Origin of the sequence: Croceicoccus sp. BE223, assembly GCF_031457155.1 — a bacterium.
Classification (GTDB): Bacteria; Pseudomonadota; Alphaproteobacteria; order Sphingomonadales; family Sphingomonadaceae; genus Croceicoccus.
On the sequence record NZ_JAVDWB010000007.1, the window covers coordinates 137,254 to 155,282 of the forward strand.

Genomic DNA, 18,029 nt, shown 5'->3' on the forward strand with positions numbered 1-18,029 from the left:
TCTCATGACCCTCAATCTCCAGACCAGGCTTTATATCGGCGGCGAGTTCGTCGATGGCGGCGCGGGTACCGAAGACGTCATCAATCCCGCGACCGAGGAAATCATCGGCAAGGCTCCGCTCGGTTCGATGGAGAATGCGGAAGACGCGGTTGCGGCAGCCTACGATGCGTTTCGCCACGGCCCCTGGCCCAAGCTGACCCGCTACGAGCGGATCGACTACATGAAGAAGTTCTACGCCGCGCTCGAAGCACGCAAGGACCAGATCGTGCCGCTCCTCATCGCCGAAGCAGGCGCGACTTATTCGCTTGCCAACGGCGCCCAGTGGCAGACCGGCATGAAGCACTTCCGCTATTACACGGAGCGTGCGGCAGAGGATCTCACCAAGATGAGCCGGCCCGAAGTGACCGGATCGATCCTGGGCACCAGCGTCGTGCGCTATGACCCTGTGGGCGTGGTCAGCGTGATCACCCCCTACAACTACCCTTTCATGCTGAACCTAGTAAAGTCGGTGCCGGCCTTGCTGATGGGCAACACGGTCATCCTCAAGCCCTCGCCATATACTCCGTTCGCGGCCACGCTGTTCGGCGACATCGCCCACGAAGCCGGGCTGCCCAAGGGTGTGTTCAATGTCATGACCGGCGGGCTCGAAGTCAGCCAGTTCCTCACCTCGGACAAGCGCATCAACCTGATCACCTTCACCGGTTCGGACACGGTCGGCGCTGCAATCATGCAACAGGCCGCGCCGACGCTGAAGCGCCTCATCCTTGAACTGGGTGGCAAGTCGGCGATGATTGTTCGACCTGATGCCAACCTCGACGCCGCGGTCAACCAGGGCCTGCGCGGCTTTACCTCGCACTGCGGCCAGGGCTGCGCGCTCAACACCCGTCAGCTGGTCCACAACTCGATCCGTGGCGAATATGTCGCGCGTCTCAAGGAAGAGGCAGCAAAAGTCGTCATCGGCAACCCCGCCGATGCTTCCACCGAAATGGGCCCGATGATCCGCAAGGTCGCGCAGGAGCGCGCCGAGAAGTACACCCAGATCGGCATCGATTCCGGCGCCAAGCTGATGTCGGGCGGCAAGAAGCCTGCCCATCTCGACAAAGGCTTCTATTTCGAACCGACCTTCTTCGACGACGTCGACAACAAGTCGCAGATTGCGCAGGAGGAGATTTTCGGCCCGATCGCCTGCGTCATCGGCTACGATACCGATGAGGAAGCGATCGAGCTTGCCAACGATAGCGAGTTCGCGCTGGCCTGCTATTTCCATTCGAAGGACGTGGGCCGCGCCTATGAAATGGCCCAGCAGATCCACACCGGCCGCTGCGCAATCAACGGAGGTGCTGGCACCCAGCTTTCTGACGAACCGTTCGGCGGCAACCTCCGTTCGGGCTTTGGCCGCGAAAACGGCATCGAAGGCCTGATCGAGTTCACCAACGCCAACGCAATCTCGTTCCACGCGGCGTGATCGTTTCGACCCGGCTGAGCGACGAGGCGCTGGTTGCCGACCCAGAGCCCCTGCGTTCGTGGTTCGACCGGGAGCTGGGCGGGCCGTCGCTGTCCCTCACGCTGGAACGGGTTTCGGGCGGGGCAAGCAACAGCCTTATGCGCGTGACGCGCGGAGACAGGCAGTTCGCCTTGCGCCGCCCGCCGGCTGTTTCCAACGACAGGACGTCGCATGATCTCGCGCGTGAACTGAGGCTGATGCGCGCTCTCAAACAGACCGACGTGCCATGCGCGCGGCTGATCGAGGGCACGATGGATTCTGACGTTATCGGCGGGCCGTTCCTCGTCATGCAATGGATCAGCGGGTTCACCCCGCGAGACCCGATGCCTGGTCCCTTTGCGAACGATCCTGCCAATCGTCGCGCATTGGGCGATGCGGTGATAGATGCGCTGGCAAGCATTGCGCGGGTGGACTGGCACGAAGCGGGGCTTAGCGATTTTGGCAAGCCGGAGGGCTTTATCGACCGGCAGGTGGATCGTTGGCTTTCCCAGTTTGAGCGCAACCGCGTACGCGACTTGCCCGATCTCGATCAGCTTGTGCCATGGCTGCGCGCCAACCGGCCTTCGGTTTCGACGCCCGGTCTCATGCACGGCGACTACAGTTTCGCCAATGTCATGATCGCGCCGGACGTGCCGGCGCGCGTTGCGGCCGTGATCGATTGGGAACTGGCCACCATCGGCGATCCGCTGCTGGACCTCGGCCACCTGCTGTCCAGCTGGGAGGACGAGACGAGCGGCCCGACATGGGCGTCTTACATTGACTGGACAGCCATGCGCAGCCGGGCCGATGCGGCAGAGCGCTACGCCATGGCCAGCGGGCGCGACGTGTCGGCACTTCCCTTTTACATGGCATTGGCGCTCTTCCGCCTTGCCGTGATCCTGGAAGGCAGCTTTGCGCGACACGTGCGTGGGCAATCAGACAACGAAAGACATGGTGCGTTCCGGACGCGCGTTCCGGAACTGCTTACGCAGGCGGTGCGGCTGATCGACCGCGAGGGGTGACCAGAAAAAGCGAGAGAGGAAAGCGTCCAAATGTGGGATTTTTCGACCGAGCCCGAGTTCCAGGACAAGCTGGACTGGATGAAGCAATTCGTTGCCGAGGAAGTCGAGCCGCTCGACCTTGTCTTTGACGAACCGGGCCACCATCACAATGTGACCGACAGGCGCGCCATGGCTGCGGTGCGGCCGTTGCAGCAGCGGGTCAAGGAACAGGGCCTGTGGGCATGCCATCTGACCCCCGATCTGGGCGGCCAGGGCTACGGTCAGGTGAAGCTTGCGCTGATGAACGAAATTCTGGGCGGCACGAACTGGGGCCCGCGCGTTTTCGGATGCCAGGCACCCGACAGCGGCAATGCCGAAATCCTCGCGCATTTCGGGACGGAGGAACAGAAGGCGAAGTATCTCCAGCCGCTGCTGCAGGGCGATATAACCTCGTGCTATTCGATGACCGAGCCGCAAGGCGGATCGGACCCGCGCGTGTTCGCAACCACCGCGGTCAAGGATGGCGACGACTGGGTCATCAACGGCTACAAATGGTACAGTTCGCAGGCGCGATGGGCATCATTCATGATAGTGATGGCCGTGACCGCGCCCGATGCCCCGGCATCGGACCGCTTCTCGATGTTTCTCGTGCCGCAAGGAACGCCCGGCTTCAAGATCGTCCGCAACACCGGCCTTGCTGGCGAAAGACCTGAGGACGGTGCGCATGCCTTCATCCACTACGACAACGTCCGCGTCCCGGCTGAAAACATGCTTGGCGACGAAGGTAAGGCGTTCGAGGTGTCCCAGGTTCGCTTGGGCGGCGGGCGCATCCACCATGCGATGCGCACCCTGGGGGCGGCGACCAAGGCCTACGAGATGATGAAAGAACGTGCCGTCAGCCGACATACGCAGGGATCGCTTCTGGCGAAGAAGCAGTCGACCATGCAGTCGATCGCCAATACCTACGTCGAGCTTTTGCAGTTCCGTCTGCTGGTCCTTCACGCGGCATGGTCGATCGATCAAGGCGACAAGGAGGCCGGCCAGATCGGCATCGGATCGGCAAAGATCATGAGCCCCAAGATCCTGCGCGACATCGTCGGTCGCGCGATTCAGTTGCACGGATCACTGGGCATTTCGAACGAACTTCCGCTGGGTCAGTACTGGATAAAAGCTGCGGCGCAGGGGTTAGTCGACGGACCGACCGAGGTTCACGAGATAAAGCTCGCCAAGCGGCTGCTGAAGGGCGTGAAACCGGCAGACGGTCTCTTCCCGACGGCACATATTCCCGGCCGCAAGGGCGCCGCGATGCAGAAGTTGCGCGTCTACCTGGAATTGGACGAAGAGGCTTTGGCGTGACCCCGCCTGTCGATACCAGCGACAACCCTTTTGCCGGGATGGACGCGGACACAATGCCCGCACCATCCGAATTGTTCGACATGACCGGCAAGGTGGTACTGGTCACGGGCGGCAGCCGCGGCATGGGTCGCGCCATGAGCCTGGCATTCGCGGCAGCCGGTGCAGACGTGATCGTGGCCAGTCGCAAGATCGAGGTCTGCGAGGAAGTGGCGCACATGATCCGCGCCATGGGCCGCCGCGCGATGGCGATCGCTTGCCATGTCGGCAACTGGGACGAAATCGATAGCTTGGTAAGCTCTGCAATGGCCGAATTCGGCCGGATCGACGTTCTGATCAACAACGCGGGAATGTCGCCCGCCTCGCCATGCTCGGCAGACCTCGAGGAAGGGTTGTTCGACAAGGTCGTCGACGTCAATTTCAAAGGGCCTTTCCGCCTTACCGCACTGGTTGCAAAGGCCATGGCCGACGCAGGCGGGGGCAGCATCATCAACGTCTCCAGCCTTTCGGCCATACGCCCCCAGCCGTCCGTTTCCGCCTATGCGGGCGCGAAGGCGGCGCTCAATGCGATCAGCGTCGGAGTGGCGATGGAATATGCCGCTCAAGGCGTTCGCGTGAACGTGATTGCGCCAGGCGCCTTTGCCACCGACATCTCGCGCCACTGGTCGGACCCGGAAAAGGTGCGCAAGCGCGCCGCAATGGGTCGCGTCGCGGACCCGCGCGAGATCGTGACTGCCGCGCTGTATTACGCCAGCGACTATTCCGCCTTCACCACGGGCGCCAACCTGCGGATTGACGGGGGACGCCTCTAGCCGGCGACAGCCTGCATTCCGGTGATCGCGGGCCTGATCGCGCAGCGTCCGTATGGGCGCTGTTCGGATCGGATGCGCTAGACCCGTCCCCGTATTCGGAGACATGCAATGAACAACGGATCCAACACTATCATTCCCGGCCGGTTCGAAGGCAGGCGCGCCCTCGTCACCGGGGCCAGCCGCGGCATCGGTGCCGCCATCGCCCGCCGCCTCGGCGCGGAGGGGGCGACCGTCGCCATCGTCTATCGCAACCGCAGCCATGATGCGCAGGAGGTCGCCAGCGAGATCGTCGACAAGGGCGGGATCGCCTTCACCATCCAGGCAGATCTTGCCGAAACGTCGGATATCGACGCCATGTGGAAGGCGTGGGACGTGACGAGCGAAGAACTGCTCGGGGACAACCGGCTGGATGTGCTGATCAACAATGCGGGCGTCACGTCCGCCGCACCGCTGACCGAGATCTTCGAGCATGCCTACGACCGCGTCATGGCCATCAATGCCAAGGGCGCGCTGTTCGCCGCCGCCGAAGGGGCCAAGCGGATGACGCAGGGCGGGCGGATCGTCTCGATCGGATCGAGCGCGGCAGACCGTCCGGGGGCGCTCAACGGCGCATACGCCATGTCGAAGGCTGCGCTGCTGGCGATGACCCGCTCGCTCGCCGTGGAACTGGGCCAGTACGGCATTACCGCCAATGTCGTTTCACCGGGCTATACCCGCACCGACAACACGGCGCACATGCTGACCGTCCCCGAATTCGCCGCCCGCGTCAGCGAGCTGACCGCGATGAAGCGGTTCGGCCAGCCCGAGGATATCGCCAGCCTCGCCTGCTATCTCGCTTCACCTGAAGCAGAGTGGGTGACCGGCCAGTGGATCGAGGCGAGTGGCGGCTATCGCCTGGTGCCGCCCGTCTGATTCTGATCGGAACGGAGCACCGTGGCGGATACCGCCCTGATTTGCCCCACCGCGACGGATTTCATTCGCCCGTGAATTTCGCCGCGCGCCTCTCGAGAACAGCGCGCGCACCTTCCTTGTGATCCTGGGTATGGTGCATCAGGCCCTGCGTCGATGCCGCCATTTCCAGCGCGGTGTCGTAGCTGATGCTCTGCCCCTGGCGCAGCAGCGTCTTAGTGGCGCGAAGCTGGTAGGGCGGCTGCGCGGCGATCTCGGTGGCTAATGACCGCGCCTCGTCCATCAACACTTCAGGTTCAACCACGCGCGACACGAGGCCCCATTCCATCGCCTGTTCGGGCTTGATCACCCGGCCGGTGTAGAACAGCTCTGCCGCCCGGCTCATCCCGATGATACGCGGCAAAATCCATGTCCCGCCATCGCCTGGAATTATACCGACCTTGAGGAAGGTCACGCCGAACGACGACCTAGTCGATGCGAGGCGGATGTCGGCAAGGCAGGCAAGATCGCAGCCGAGGCCGATCGCCGGGCCATTGACGGCCGCGATCAGCGGAATGTCGAGCGCGTAAAGCGCCCGCAGCGCCTTGTGGATGTTGCCGCGATAGCCTTCGCGCACCATGGCGGGATTGCCCGCGAAGTTGCCCTCGCCCGCCAGCATCGCCTTGACGTTGCCGCCGGCGGAAAAAGCCCGGCCCTCGCCCGTCAGGATCGCGGCGCGGATCGTGCGGTCCGCCACCAGTTCGGCACAGACGGCGGCCACCGCCTCGCCGTCGCCTTCTTCCCCCAGCGCGTTCATCGCATCGGGGCGCGTCAGGGTGAGAACAGCGATAGTGCCCTCCTTTTCGAGTTTGATCAGATCGGACATTGTCTACTCCTAGAATTTGCCGACGCGCATGCCACAGATGCTGCCTGAACGGGAAGAAATGGCGATGGGCTTCATGCCGAAGCCTCGCGTCGCATGTCCTCGCCCACGTTGCGGGGCAGGCGCATGACGATGAGAGCCGCGACAATCGAGACGAAAGCCATCGCCCCGTAGCCAACGGCGTACGAACCGATTTCCCGCGCCCCGCCGGCGCCCGCGATCAACGCGCCACCCAGCGTATAGCCAAGGCCCAGCGTCACCTGCTGCGTGATCGAAAACAGCACTGATGCGTGGCCGATCTCTGCCCCCTCGACATCGGCGTAGGACAACGAATTGCCCGACATAAAGAAGGATGCGCGCACCACGGCGAAGCCGATCATGAATACCGACATCACCACGAGCGGCGTTTCCGACCGAAACGCGATCGGCACCAAGGTCAAGGCGCCAAGGACCAATGCGCTCGCCACCATGGTCGGTTTGAAGCCGATGAGGCGGAGAACCGGCGGGCAGGCAAAGCGCGAAAACAGTGATCCGATCGCACCCGCAGCGGGAACCTGGCTCGCCGCCAAGGGAGAGAAGCCAAGCGCCACCTGAAGCTGCATCGGCAGCATGATCGTGATTGCCCCGATACCGACGCGCTGAAGTCCGCCCGACGCGAGGTTGAGGCCCAGCGTCCTGTGTCGCAGCACGCGCAGGTCGATCAGCGGATGGTGCGAGCGCAGCGCCTGCCGGACATAGACGACGACGAGCGTCACCGCCCCCAACACGCCCGCGATGCGCACCGGCAGCGAATGGCCGGACAAGAGGCCGCTTTCAAGCACGCCCAGGATGGCCAGCACGCTGCCTGCACAAAGCACAAAGCCCAGCAAATCGAAATTGCGGCGCGGTTCGGGTGCAACACTGGGTACGAAGCGCAGAATTGCGACGATGCCGAGCAAGCCAACGGGCAGGTTGATGAAGAAGATCCATCGCCAACTTGCTGTCTCGATCAGGACGCCGGCAAGGGGAGGGCCGAGCATCGGCGCGAGGATCGCGGGCATGGTAAACCACGCCATCGCCTTGACCATCGATGATCGGTCGATCGATCCCACCATAATAGCGCGGCCCACAGGGGTCATCATGGCGCCGCCCATGCCCTGCAGCACGCGCGCTGCAACCATTTGTTCGAGGTTGTCCGATAGCCCGCAGAGTATTGATCCCGTCACGAAGACGATCATCGCGCAAACGAATACCCGCCGCGCGCCGAACCGCCCCGCGACCCAGGCCGATGCCGGAACGATTACCGCCACCGTCATCGCATAGACGGTGAGCGCGATGCGCAGGTCCGTCGTTGAAATCGCGAAATCGCGAGCGATGGTCGGCAGCGCCAGCGCCAGCGATGCCGTGTCCATGAGGTCCATAAACAGCGCGCTGGCAATGACGACCGGGATCAGACGATCGGACGAAAAGAGCCTGCCCCGCGCGCGCGAAGGCCCCCCCCCCTTGTCCGCGCCATCAGGCAAGTCAGCCCCTCCGTCCTCAGGAATGCCGATCAGATGCCGAGCAGAGCCTTCAGCTCGGGCCGACTGACCTTCATCGAGATGGTGCGCGGCAGTTCGTCGAGCACGCGATATTCGACGGGGACCATGTACGACGGCAGCGTTTGCTTGAGGAACGCGTCCAGTTCCTCCTTAGCCGGCGCTTCAGTCCTGCCCTCGGCCAGTTCGATGGCGGCGATGGGAACCTGGCCGAGACGTTCGTCCTTCATCCCGACGACGGCGGCGTCGGCGATGCCTGGATGCTTGCGCAGAACCTGCGCCACCTCCTCGGGCAGAACCTTGAAGCCGCCACGGTTGATCGCGTCGTCGGCTCGGCCCTCTAGGAAGATGAAGCCGTCGGCATCGATACGGGCTAGGTCGTTGGTGCGGATCCAGTCCGGCCCGTAGCGCTCCGACTTGACTTCGACGATGCCGATCTCATCGGCATGACATGGCTCGAAGCTCTGCTGGTCGACCACGCGGATCTTCACGTCGCTCTTGGCCCGACCGACACTTCCGCGCTTGTCCTTGGAATACTGCTTGTGGTCCTTCAGCGTCCAGCCGGCCAGGCCGCCGATGAATTCCGCCGCGCCATAGTCGACGAGGATCGCGCAATCGAAACGGCTTTCGAAACGTTCCTGCACGTCGATTTCGAGTGGGGCGGTGCCTGATCGAATGGCGATCAGGCTGTCGAGCTTTTCGGGCGGCACGTCGGCGTCAAGGACCATGCGGATCATCGCGGGCACGAGGCTGGCCGCCTTGGGCCTGTACTTAGCCACTGCGTCGACCCATTCGGGAACGTTGAACTTCTCAAAAAGGACGATCGGACGCGCTTGGTAAAGCGAGAACAGTAGGCCGAACAGGCCGCCTGCGTGGCTGAACGGCTTGAACAGCAGCGCGGGCGACGTCTTGAGGGTCAGCTCCTTCGATTCATCCTGCTTGTTCTGGTCTCCCGCCGAAAGGGAGGGGATCAGGATGTCCTGCTTGACCGGGATGCGCTTCGGCGCGCCGGTCGTGCCGCTGGTCAGGCGCTCGAGCACGTAGTCGGGCATGGGATCGCGGTGCGGACCCGATCCGGGCCTTTCCAGCCCGGGAACCAGACGGACTTTGAATGGATAGTGCGACACCTCTACGCCGACGCTGCCTGCTGTCTTGGCGGCCTCCACAACGCCTTCGTCCGACCAGTCGTCTGGATCGCCGATCACGGCTTTCAGCTTCTGTGCGAGGATGTCTTCGCGGAAACTGGCGACGTTATAAGCCGGGCGAAGCGGCACGACCATGCGCCCGGCGCGCACGAGCGCGATGAACGTGGCAACGGCGGTGGGTCGATTGCGCGCCGCCCATCCGACAGGCGCCTCGCGCTCGACACCGGCTTCCTCGAGAAGGCGCTCGACATCGTCGGCGGCGGCCTCGAGTTCGGCCCAGCTGATCGCGCTGCCCTGGTATTCGACAGCGGTTGCAGCGGGGTCGAGCGCGAGGACCGCCTCAATCCGTTGGGCGAGCGTCTCTTCGGTGTGTTCAGTCATGAACCCTTCCTTGAACGAGGGCCGCACCGGCATCCAATTCCGAACCGCGCCAATAAAAGGCCATCTTCCCTAGATCGGGAACAGGGCCGCGCCAGCAGGGTGCAGTGCATGTCGCAAGCGGCCATGCGACGATCAATTCAGCGGCCCCGAAAGCCCAGCAGCAAGGCGCGAAGGCCGGTGATGAAAGCGATGGGCTGGTCCAGCATCAGGTGATGATGCGCATCGGGCACTTCCAGAAAAGGAGTGCCGTGCGGTGCATAAGCTTTCTGCTCGGCCCATATCTCGTCGTTGACGCTGACCGAACATTCGCCCCGCATGAAGGCCAGCGGGCATTTCGCCTTGGCGATCAGCGGCAAGAGGTTGTCGCCGATCGGCGTCTTGCGACGCATGTCGGGATCCTGCCGGAAGTGCCAGCCGTCGGTTACTTGCACGACCGATTCCTCGGCCAGCATGGTCAGTATGAAGGGGTGCATCTCCGGCTGATCCGGCTTCAGGCGGAAGCGGGCGATCGCCTGTTCTCGCGTGGGGTGTACGTGAAACGGCCCAACCTGCTCGGCATCGCCGCCCCAAGACTGGCGCACGCGCAGCCGCGAATCGACCAAAACACCGCCTGAAAAACGCTCTCCGTGACGCGAGAGGACATGCATGCCGACAAAGCCGCCGAAACTGTGTGCCGCCATGAAAGGCAGCATGGCCGCTTCGTAGAGCCCGGCCACTTCTGCCACGGCCAGCGCCTCGGCCACCAGCGTGTCGGGGACATATCGTTCGCGGCGGTCGGACCGGCCCATGCCCGTCCACGCAAAAGTCGCGACGCGGTAGTCGTCAGCCAGGATCGGCGCGATATGTCGGTACCAGCCAATATGCGCACCGTTGCCGATGAGGAGGAGCAGGCCCGGCTTGCCGCGCTCACCCCACGCGGCCCATTCCACCCTTGCATTTTCCACGGTGACGAACCCGCCTTCGGGTTCGTGCGCCAGGGCCCGGGCAAACCAGTCCGGCGATGCGGGAACTTGCGCGGCAGTCATAGCGCGGGCAGCCCCGGCATGTTCGCGAATTCGGGAAGATCGTGGATGGTCACCTGCATTCCGCCAACCAGGATACGCTCCATAACCGTGGTCTGCACGCGGCGCGAGAAACGCCAGCCTTCCGGCAGGCGCACACACTCGTCCTGATAGACGCCGACCATCGTCAGCCAGTTTTCGCCGCCGACAGCGAGCTTGGTTTCCGAAAACCACCAGCGCGCGCTCGCCCTGTCGCCGTCGACGTGGACCACACCGCTGTGGATCTGCTGACACAGAAATTCGCGCTCCCGCTGCAGCCGGCGATAGCGCTTCAATATCTTGTCGCGCCCCTGCACCGGATCGCCGTAGCCTGGCTTCTCAATGATGCCGTCAGAAGCGAGTACCGCGGCCATGCCTTCAGCATCGCGCCTGTTCACCGCGTCGGCATAGGCAGAAACAAGCGCGCGGATTGCCATCTCGTCTTCGAATCTGCTCGGCATATTCCTTCTCCTCAGACCCGCTTGCCGACCATGCGGTTGCCGCCGCGGAACCAGTAGGCCCCGCCGTCGACCGGAAGGTTCGCGCCGGTGACGAAGCGGCCCTCGTCCGAAAGCAGGAACGCTACTGCATCGGCGATCTCTTCGGGCATGCCGAAGCGTCCCAGGATCGTTCCCGATTTCTGCATCGCCGCCAACTCGTCCTCGCTCCTGCCTTCCACCGATTTTGCGAAACTTGGTGACCACGTGCTGCCGGGCGTCACGGTGTTTACGCGGATCCCGTGCTTGCCCACTTCCATCGCGGCGATCGCGCCAAGATGGAACAGGCCGGCCTTGGAAGAACCGTAGCCGCTGGTGTTCTCCGTCGCACGCAGCCCCGAGACCGAGCCGATATTGACGATGGAACCAGCGCCACGTGCGATCATGAAAGGAAGCGCGGCCTTCATTGCCAGGAATGGCGCCTCGACGTTCATGGTGAAGTTGAGACGGAACTCCTCGAGCGAGGTGCTAAGGATGTCGCGCCCCGAAAAGCGCCCCGCATTGTTGACCAGCCCGTCGAGCCGGCCATGGCGGCTGCCGGCCTCAGTGACGGTTTCGTGGATGGCGTCTGCATCGCGGATGTCGAGGACGACCGCCTCGGCAGTGCCGCCCTCGTCCTCGATCGCGGCGACCACGGCGTCGAGCTTTTCCTTGCGTCGCGCCGTCAGGATGACATGCCAGCCGTCGCGGGCAAGACGCCGTCCGATCGCTTCGCCGATGCCCTGGCTGGCCCCCGTCACTAACGCGACGCTGCCGGCTTCGATCCGGTTCGTGCGGTCTGTCACTGCCTGTCTCCCGTTATGGATGTGCATGGCTTGGGCAGGCGCGGGCGCGGCCACAATTACCGCAATGCAGCGATTGAGGCCGCATCCCCCAAAACGCCCGGTCAGTCGGCGAGCTTCGCGCTTCCGGTCATGCCCAATCCCGACGGATTGGCGATCGAGAGATTTACGCGGTCGCCATCGACAAGGGCACCGAGCGTCAGTTCCTCGCCATCGAAGCTGGGCGAAACCGCCCGAAAGGCGAATTCGGCGATGCGACGCCCGCCCGCGACTTTGCGCAAGTGATCGAACAGCATCGTGGCGAGGTAAGGCCCGTGCACGACGAGCCCCTGATAGCCCTCTTCCCGGGCGGCATATTCCCGATCGTAATGGATGCGGTGCGAATTGAAGGTCAGCCCGCTGTAGCGAAACAACATGACCGGATCGGCCATGATGGTCGCGGTATGCGAAGGCACGAAGTTGGCGGGCACGGTGGGACGGGCCGCGAGATCAGGCCCCGCATGAGCCTCGCGGTAGACGATGTCCTGTTCCTCGGCGATAAGCAGGTTGCCGGCCTCGTCGCGGATCTCGTGCGTGACGGTGCAGAACACCATCGATCCGGTCTTGCCAAACTTGGGCACCGCCGATTGCAGCCTGGACTTGCGCGTGACCACCGTGCCCGGGCACATGTCGCCGACGAAGCGGATGCGGCTGCCCGCCCACATCCGGCGCGGGAGATCGATGGCAGGAAGCATGCCTTCCGGATCGCGCAAGGGGTGCCCGTCCGGTCCGATGCGCGACTGGAGCTCGGCGGGACGAAACAGCAGGAAATGGCCGAGCGGCGGGATCGGATCGGCCGAGGTCCAACGTTTGTCGAGCAGGGCGGCAAGGCGCTCCATGCGTTCGGGATCGACCACGTCAGCCAAAATTGCCTCTCGCCCAACGTGGCGTTCGAGCACTTGTTCGTTCGTCATCTTTGGTCCTGTGCCCGGGTACGGGCAATGCCTGTCGCCGCCTGGTAATCCGCCTCCATCCGCTGCACGATCTGCGGCACGGAGGGTATGTCTTCAATTAGGCCGGTGCCGTGGCCGCCGCTCCAAACGTCGCGCCATGCCTTGATATCTTCCGGGATCGTCGGCTTCAGCAATCCCGCGCGCGGGGGAAGATCGTCGGGGTCGAGCCCCACCCTTTCCATGGAGCCGCGCAGGAAAGTCGCGCTCATGCCCGAAATCCGGTCGGTCGTTATAACGTCGGCCATCTGCTGACTGACCAACAGGTCCTTGTATTGCCCGCTTGCCCGCGATTCCTTGCTGGCAGCGAAACGGGTGCCAACATACGCGAAGTCCGCGCCAAGCACTTCGACGGCACGTACGGCACGCCCGTCGCCGATGCCGCCCGCCAGCAGAATCGCCCCATCGAAGATGCGCCGAACCTGCGGGACGAAGGCAAAGGGATTGGCCGTGCCGGTGTGCCCCCCAGCCCCTGCCGTCAGCAGGACCAGGCCGTCCACGCCGCCTTCAATCGCCTTCTCGGCGTGCCGCATGGTCGCGACATCGTGGAAAACCAGCCCACCATAGGTGTGCACCCGCTCCACCACCGCGCCGGGCTTGCCGACCGAGGTGATGACGACGGGCGGGCGAAATCGCTCGATCAGTGCAAGTTCGCCGGCGAAACGGGGCGAATCGGCACTGCGCACGATGAGGTTGATGGCATAGGGATGCCGGTCGCCCCCATCGGCCAGGGCTTCCTCTATGGCGATCAGCCATTCCTCCAGCTCATCGCTGGTCCGCGCGTTGGCGGCAGGCAGCGAACCAAGGATCCCGGCTCTCGACGCCGCGATCAGCAGCTCCGGACCGGAAACGAGGAACATTGGCGCACACACGACCGGCAGGCGCAGCCGGGCTTTCAGTTCATCCAGGGTCATGCCGGGCAACCGCGCGTTCTATCCATGCACTCTATCTTGGCCATCCCGCCTCCGTCCGACAATCGCCCACCCCATACCAGAACCGATGGCGCAGGGGGGAATTAGCGCATAATCACCCAGACATGCCCCATTTGCGGCAGCATTGACGTGGGACCGGCAGGAGGAACGTCAGGCATGAAAAGGCCCCCGGAAATCCCCAGGGGCCCTTTTGTTTGCCGGTTCGTCCCGCCCTAAGGAGGGACGGATCCTATCAGGCGAGACCCTTGCGCCTGCGGCGGCTCTCGTTGACCTCACCGGCGGTGCGCGGAACGAAGGTCTTGGCAACTTGGCCTGAGGTGATGGCGCGGCCGTCCTCGCCATGTTCGCGGGCGTCTTTGCCGCCTAATGAAACAGCGCCGACGTCAACATGGCCGGCCTTCGCCCGCAGGGCACCTACGGTGCAGTTTTCGCGGCCGAACATTGCCACAGGATCCATGTTGTAGAAGCGGTACGCGTTTGCGTGAGTGACCTTGTCGATCACATTGGCCGGCATGTCCTTGACGTTGTCCCACAGATCCTCGGGGACGAAAGGCCAAGTGCAGTCGGAGTGCGGATAGTCGCATTCATATGCGATAATGTCCTCGCCCACGGCCTTGTAGTTTTCGCAACCGAAACGGTCGTCGATGAAGCAGGTCAGGAAGTGCTCGCGGAAAATCTCGGAGGGAAGCTTGCCGCCGAAATCCATGCGCACCCACGGGCCGTGATGCTTGTGGGTAAAGTCCGCGCGCTCGAGCATATAGGGCACCCAGCCGATACCGCCTTCGGAAAGGGCGATTTTGAGGTTGGGATAACGCTGCAGCGCGTTAAGGTGCAGCAGGTCCGATGCGTCTGTGGCGATCGCGATCGGCATTGCCGTGATCCATGCCGAGATCGGCGATTCATCGGAATTCGCCTCGGGCGCGGCACCGGTGCCGATATGACACGACAGCGGAATACCATGCTCGTCGCACAATTTCCACAACGGCTCGAAGTATTCGTTGTGCACGGAAGGCAGGCGATTTCGCGCTGCCGGATTGGCGGGGAAGAAAAAGGTTTCGACACCCTTGGCGATGACCCGCCTGGCTTCGGTGATCGTAGCTTCCATATCCCACAACGGCAGGATCGCACCGCGGAAATAGCGACCCTTGTGCGGCCCGCACCACTCATCGATGTGCCAGTCGTTGTAGGCGCTCATCACGCGCTTGCAGTTTTCCTTGTCCTTCGCGTCCCAGAACCATCCGCCGTCGAAACCGGCGAAAGTCGGGAACATGAGGGCGGTCATCTGGCCCATGGCGTTCATATCGTCGATGTGCGCATCGGCATCCCAGACGCCCTTGCGCATCTGGTCGATGTTCATCGGCTCCATCCCGTACTCTTCCTTCGGGCGGCCGACGACGGCATTGAGGCCGACAGCGAAAGTACGCTTGTCCTCGTGCTCCCAGTACCAGGAAGCGTTGCCGAGCTCGTCGGTTACGTACTGGGGGGCAAACTTACGCAGCTCCTTGGGCAGGTGCTGATCAAACATAGTGGGCGGTTCGATGACGTGATCGTCGACGCTCGCGATGATCATGTCTTCCATATTCATGGCCATAAGAATCCTCTCCTCGGGATCTGGTGCAACTTTGGCGACCATCGAACGGAATCGCCCTATCGCCTTGATGCAATAAATAATGGTTCGTCAGTTATATGGCAAGACCCTGTTGAAAAAATGCTATATTTTACCCAGAAACTGCTGGAGATTTCATTCTGCACCGCGGTATGTAACTGAAACGCCACGAACTCCGGGTGCGAAAAGCTGGTAACGGCGCGTCGGCGCCGCCCCAGCCAATCGGTCAAAAATTCTTGCGGGCTTGTATGCCAAACACCCGGGGATCGCCGGGGAAGGCTATGTTGTATCCCAGAGATTCGAGGTTCGTGGCGGCTTGGCGATAGCGCTCGTTGGTGAGGTTTTTGCCGAAGACCGAGACTTCCAAGTCCTGCGAATCGATGACCCAGGTCAGGCGCGCATCGAGCAGACCGAAGGCTTTTTGACTGACCGTTGCCAAGTCGGTCGCATCCGTCCGGAAGGCCACGTCGTCCGCCCAACTGTAGTTGACGCTCAGGCGTAGTTCGCCATCGTCCAGGGCGAGCGACTGCGTACCGCCAATGTTGAAAGTCCATTCCGGTGCTGGGAAAGGCTGCCCGGAAAGATCGATCTCATTGCCGCTCGAATCACGCGCGATGTACTCGTCGTAATTGGCATTGAGATAGGCCAGACCGAAGTTCAGGTCGGTCGTCGGGGTTGGCGCGGCAATGATTTCAAGTTCGCCGCCCCACAACGTAGCTGCTGCCGCATTGCGGATAAGCGTGACCGGCTGCCCCTGGATCAGGTCGCGGATCTGCTGCTGGATGTTGGTATAGTCTTGATAATAGGCAGCGCCGTTGACGCGAAGTTTGCGTCCCAGAACATCGACCTTGAAACCCGTCTCGTAGGCAATAACTTTCTCTGGCTCGAACGGGGTCGCCGCGGCCTCCAGCGCGGCGAGAGTCGCGTAGGGTCCGGCAATACCTTGCGCGGTAAAGCCCCCCGCGCGATAGCCCTTGTTGACCGACCCATAGATCAGCGTGTCCGGCGTCGGCTTGAAGTCAGCACTGATAAGCCAAGTGAGTTCCTGAAAGCTGACATCGGTCTTGTATGTGCAGTTCGGATAGACGGGCCCGCCTGCCGCGACTGCAAGCTGCCGACAGACGCCTGTCGCGGCCGGGTTGTCGGCAATCGAAAGGGTTGGATCACGGCGACTGCGCGAATCGATGCCGCGATAGTCGTCAGTATAGCGAAGCCCGCCGGTCATGCGGAACCGCTCAGAGAAATTGACCACAACCTGGCCATACCCGGCAAGGCTCTTGTTGAGGCTGTAGGTTTCCGCGATGCTGGATTGGCCGCGGCCAACGTTGGCGCTCGGTTCGGAGGCCGAGAATTCGGTCCCACTCTCACGGTTGTAATAACCGCCGACCTGCCAATCGATCCCTTCGCCATCAATGGCGGAGACCTGGATCTCCTGGCTGAAATTGATGGCCTCGGTGCCAAGGTTGGTGGGCAGGATCAGGAAGGGGGTTCCGTCGAGATCCTGGACATAGTTGCGGTCGAGATCGCGATATGAAGTGATCGACTTCACCGTCACATCGCCAATGTCCACGGCGATATCGGCCGAAGTTCCCCAGTGATCGACATTGTCGTAAATGCCGCGGGGGTCGCGCGCATACCCGCTCTGGTGAAGACCATCCTTGCCCTGGTAGTCGTCAAAATAGCTCCGCCAGACGCCATAGGCGACCAAGCGGTCGGCGGCCGAAGCGGGGTCGAGCCCGAGTTCATAGGCAACCTCGCCAAGCGCCCCGCCAGCAATATTGCCGTTAGCCAGCATGGCATCATAAGTCAGGATGACGTTGGTGCCGTTGTTGCGCTGCCTGACATAGTCGCCCGACAGAAGGATGCGCACGTTGTCCGCCGGATCGGCGCGCAGCAACAGGCGGCCATTCACAACCCTGTCGTCGCCGATGTCACGCCCATCGCCTTGCGTACCATAACCGTCGCGCGAAACGACCTGCCCGACAGCACGCATCGCCAGCTTGTCAGTTACGAGCGGCACGTTCAGCACGGCAACCGCCTGCATATTGTTGTAGCTGCCGTAAAGCATGTCGACATAGCCGCCCGCTTCGTACTTGGGGTGCTGCGTCGTGATATTGATTGCGCCGCCGGTCGTGTTCTTGCCGAACAGGGTGCCTTGCGGACCCTTGAGAACCTCGACCTGCGCTAGGTCGACGAAGGCGGAGCGCAAGCCGTAGGTGCGGGCGTAATTCACCCCATCGATATAGACGCCGACCGAGGGGTCCGTCGTCAGCCGGTTGTCCGCCTCACTCTGTCCGCGGATGGTGATTTTCACGCGGCCCGAACTGTTCTGTGAATTCATGTAAAGGCCGGGAGTCATTTTCTGGATTTCGATCACGTCGCGCACGGACAGCTTGGTCAGGTCGTTGGCGGTGACCGTGGTGATCGCGATCGGCACGTCTTGCGCGCGCTCGGCCGAACGGCGTGCGGTCACGACGATTTCCTCGAGCCCGCCAACATTTTTCCCGGCTTCCGCCTCAGCCTGCTGCTGGATCGGCGCTCCGGGGCGCTCTACGCTTACTTCCGGATCGGTTGTCCCGGCCTGCTGGGCAATAGCCGGACTGGCAGCGATAGCCATTACGCAGCCAGTGCCGGCCATGAAAATCGAACGCAGCGATGGTGTCGATCTAGGCATGTTCCCTCCCTTTAACGCACCCGATTCATGGGTTGCTGTCAGCATG

15 protein-coding genes are annotated in these 18,029 nt (G+C 62.7%); 5 read left to right on the forward strand and 10 right to left on the reverse strand.

The features are described 5' to 3' along the window. The first annotated feature begins 4 nt into the window (after window positions 1–4). From J2X37_RS14355 to J2X37_RS14375, 5 genes are all read left to right on the forward strand, one after another. Window positions 5–1,465 (forward strand): aldehyde dehydrogenase family protein, encoded by a 1,461-nt coding sequence (locus J2X37_RS14355; protein ID WP_310022553.1) that lies wholly within the window; start codon window positions 5–7, stop codon window positions 1,463–1,465. Continuing rightward, a complete protein-coding gene (locus tag J2X37_RS14360) occupies window positions 1,462–2,505 on the forward strand; it encodes a phosphotransferase family protein (RefSeq protein ID WP_310022555.1) in 1,044 nt (347 codons plus the stop codon). Before J2X37_RS14355 ends, J2X37_RS14360 begins: the two co-directional genes overlap by 4 nt. Before the next feature lie 30 nt (window positions 2,506–2,535). Continuing rightward, complete coding sequence (locus tag J2X37_RS14365; protein WP_310022557.1) at window positions 2,536–3,840, forward strand: acyl-CoA dehydrogenase family protein; 1,305 nt, start codon at window positions 2,536–2,538, stop codon at window positions 3,838–3,840. 53 nt (window positions 3,841–3,893) lie between these two features. After that, a complete protein-coding gene (locus J2X37_RS14370; RefSeq protein ID WP_310022559.1) occupies window positions 3,894–4,649 on the forward strand; it encodes a glucose 1-dehydrogenase in 756 nt (251 codons plus the stop codon). A 108-nt stretch (window positions 4,650–4,757) separates the two neighbouring features. Further along, a complete protein-coding gene (locus J2X37_RS14375; RefSeq protein ID WP_310022561.1) occupies window positions 4,758–5,561 on the forward strand; it encodes an SDR family oxidoreductase in 804 nt (267 codons plus the stop codon). A 61-nt stretch (window positions 5,562–5,622) separates the two neighbouring features. Here J2X37_RS14375 and J2X37_RS14380 read toward each other — a convergent pair whose 3' ends face one another. The 10 genes from J2X37_RS14380 to J2X37_RS14425 all read right to left on the reverse strand — a co-directional run bounded on the left by J2X37_RS14380 (window position 5,623) and on the right by J2X37_RS14425 (window position 18,028). Beyond that, window positions 5,623–6,423, reverse strand: a complete 801-nt coding sequence (locus tag J2X37_RS14380; RefSeq protein WP_310022562.1) for a crotonase/enoyl-CoA hydratase family protein — start codon at window positions 6,421–6,423, stop codon at window positions 5,623–5,625. Window positions 6,424–6,494: 71 nt separating this feature from the next. Beyond that, window positions 6,495–7,922 carry an MFS transporter gene (locus J2X37_RS14385; RefSeq protein ID WP_310022564.1) on the reverse strand — a complete coding sequence of 476 codons (1,428 nt, stop codon included), beginning with the start codon at window positions 7,920–7,922 and terminating at the stop codon, window positions 6,495–6,497. 29 nt (window positions 7,923–7,951) lie between these two features. Further along, window positions 7,952–9,463, reverse strand: coding sequence for a class I adenylate-forming enzyme family protein (locus J2X37_RS14390; protein WP_310022566.1), 1,512 nt, complete (start codon window positions 9,461–9,463; stop codon window positions 7,952–7,954). 137 nt (window positions 9,464–9,600) lie between these two features. Then, complete coding sequence (locus J2X37_RS14395; protein ID WP_310022568.1) at window positions 9,601–10,488, reverse strand: alpha/beta hydrolase; 888 nt, start codon at window positions 10,486–10,488, stop codon at window positions 9,601–9,603. Next, on the reverse strand, window positions 10,485–10,964 hold the full coding sequence (locus J2X37_RS14400) for a nuclear transport factor 2 family protein (RefSeq protein ID WP_310022570.1): 480 nt from the start codon (window positions 10,962–10,964) through the stop codon (window positions 10,485–10,487). The genes J2X37_RS14395 and J2X37_RS14400 overlap by 4 nt, the downstream gene beginning before the upstream one ends. A gap of 11 nt (window positions 10,965–10,975) precedes the next feature. Then, on the reverse strand, window positions 10,976–11,839 hold the full coding sequence (locus J2X37_RS14405; RefSeq protein ID WP_310022572.1) for an SDR family oxidoreductase: 864 nt from the start codon (window positions 11,837–11,839) through the stop codon (window positions 10,976–10,978). A 47-nt stretch (window positions 11,840–11,886) separates the two neighbouring features. Next, window positions 11,887–12,735 carry a MaoC family dehydratase N-terminal domain-containing protein gene (locus J2X37_RS14410; protein ID WP_310022574.1) on the reverse strand — a complete coding sequence of 283 codons (849 nt, stop codon included), beginning with the start codon at window positions 12,733–12,735 and terminating at the stop codon, window positions 11,887–11,889. After that, on the reverse strand, window positions 12,732–13,685 hold the full coding sequence (locus tag J2X37_RS14415; protein ID WP_310022576.1) for a nitronate monooxygenase: 954 nt from the start codon (window positions 13,683–13,685) through the stop codon (window positions 12,732–12,734). The genes J2X37_RS14410 and J2X37_RS14415 overlap by 4 nt, the downstream gene beginning before the upstream one ends. A gap of 250 nt (window positions 13,686–13,935) precedes the next feature. Beyond that, window positions 13,936–15,288: an amidohydrolase family protein gene (locus J2X37_RS14420; RefSeq protein WP_310022579.1), complete on the reverse strand. Its 1,353-nt coding sequence runs from the start codon at window positions 15,286–15,288 to the stop codon at window positions 13,936–13,938. A gap of 247 nt (window positions 15,289–15,535) precedes the next feature. Continuing rightward, window positions 15,536–18,028 carry a TonB-dependent receptor domain-containing protein gene (locus tag J2X37_RS14425; protein WP_310022581.1) on the reverse strand — a complete coding sequence of 831 codons (2,493 nt, stop codon included), beginning with the start codon at window positions 18,026–18,028 and terminating at the stop codon, window positions 15,536–15,538. Window position 18,029: the final 1 nt, after the last annotated feature.

What these genes read in the sequence shown, in the direction of transcription:
- J2X37_RS14410 (WP_310022574.1), bottom strand. Translation starts at nt 12,735, where the DNA reads ATGACGAACGAACAAGTGCTCGAACGCCACGTTGGGCGAGAGGCAATT.
- J2X37_RS14415 (WP_310022576.1), bottom strand. Translation starts at nt 13,685, where the DNA reads ATGACCCTGGATGAACTGAAAGCCCGGCTGCGCCTGCCGGTCGTGTGT.
- J2X37_RS14390 (WP_310022566.1), bottom strand. Translation starts at nt 9,463, where the DNA reads ATGACTGAACACACCGAAGAGACGCTCGCCCAACGGATTGAGGCGGTC.
- J2X37_RS14375 (WP_310022561.1), top strand. Translation starts at nt 4,758, where the DNA reads ATGAACAACGGATCCAACACTATCATTCCCGGCCGGTTCGAAGGCAGG.
- J2X37_RS14380 (WP_310022562.1), bottom strand. Translation starts at nt 6,423, where the DNA reads ATGTCCGATCTGATCAAACTCGAAAAGGAGGGCACTATCGCTGTTCTC.
- J2X37_RS14400 (WP_310022570.1), bottom strand. Translation starts at nt 10,964, where the DNA reads ATGCCGAGCAGATTCGAAGACGAGATGGCAATCCGCGCGCTTGTTTCT.
- J2X37_RS14365 (WP_310022557.1), top strand. Translation starts at nt 2,536, where the DNA reads ATGTGGGATTTTTCGACCGAGCCCGAGTTCCAGGACAAGCTGGACTGG.
- J2X37_RS14420 (WP_310022579.1), bottom strand. Translation starts at nt 15,288, where the DNA reads ATGAATATGGAAGACATGATCATCGCGAGCGTCGACGATCACGTCATC.
- J2X37_RS14425 (WP_310022581.1), bottom strand. Translation starts at nt 18,028, where the DNA reads ATGCTGACAGCAACCCATGAATCGGGTGCGTTAAAGGGAGGGAACATG.
- J2X37_RS14395 (WP_310022568.1), bottom strand. Translation starts at nt 10,488, where the DNA reads ATGACTGCCGCGCAAGTTCCCGCATCGCCGGACTGGTTTGCCCGGGCC.
- J2X37_RS14355 (WP_310022553.1), top strand. Translation starts at nt 5, where the DNA reads ATGACCCTCAATCTCCAGACCAGGCTTTATATCGGCGGCGAGTTCGTC.
- J2X37_RS14370 (WP_310022559.1), top strand. Translation starts at nt 3,894, where the DNA reads ATGCCCGCACCATCCGAATTGTTCGACATGACCGGCAAGGTGGTACTG.